The sequence below is a fragment of the Aminobacter sp. P4_D5 genome (genome assembly GCF_056401815.1).
Window position 1 is genome coordinate 1 of record NZ_JBFUIP010001037.1, and the last position, 596, is coordinate 596.

The window sequence follows — 596 nt, forward strand, 5'->3', positions numbered from 1 at the left end:
GCCGGGCGCCGAGGCGCATCGCGCCGCGGTCCTTGCGGAGCGCGGTCAACTCGGCGGCGAACTCGCCTTCCGCGGCGTTGAAGGCGCGCAACTCCGCGCCGGGGGCGCGGCGCATCACCGTGCCGATATGGTGCGCCTGGGCCGGCGTCAGCGCGATCTCGGCGCCCTCGGCGAGGGGGCCTTCCGCATGAATCCGAGGGATGGACATGGCCCGATGTGCCGTGCTGCATGCGCCCGTGCAAGAGAACCCCATCCTGGGCGGCTACACGGACATCCGCGACGCCGGCTGGGTTGCCCGGCTGCCGCCGTCCTGGCGGCCCTATGCGCTCCTCATGCGGGCAGACCGGCCGATCGGGAGCTGGCTGCTCTTCCTGCCGGGACTCTGGGGCATCGCGCTCTGGGCGCCGTCCTGGGGCAGGGGATTCTGGCTGGCCTTCCTGTTCTTTGTCGGCGCCTTCGTGATGCGCGGCGCGGGCTGCGTGGTGAACGACCTCTGGGACCGCGACATCGACCGGAAGGTGGAACGCACGCGGGGGCGGCCGCTGGCCTCGGGCGCGGTCTCGCCGCGGCAGGCCGTGGCCTTCCTGGCGCTGCTC

The 596-nt window shown here is 73.3% G+C and carries 2 protein-coding genes; one reads left to right on the top strand and one right to left on the bottom strand.

Annotated elements, in window-relative coordinates; genetic code table 11:
• Positions 1–208, bottom strand: a 208-nt coding sequence (locus AC1DWF_RS36520; RefSeq protein WP_476843327.1) for an RNA methyltransferase PUA domain-containing protein, incomplete at its 3' end; no start/stop codon positions are given.
• Here AC1DWF_RS36520 and AC1DWF_RS36525 point away from each other — a divergent pair.
• The coding region (locus tag AC1DWF_RS36525; protein WP_476843328.1) for a UbiA family prenyltransferase at positions 201–596 on the top strand (396 nt) is incomplete at its 3' end. The two genes, AC1DWF_RS36520 and AC1DWF_RS36525, sit on opposite strands and share 8 nt — an antisense overlap.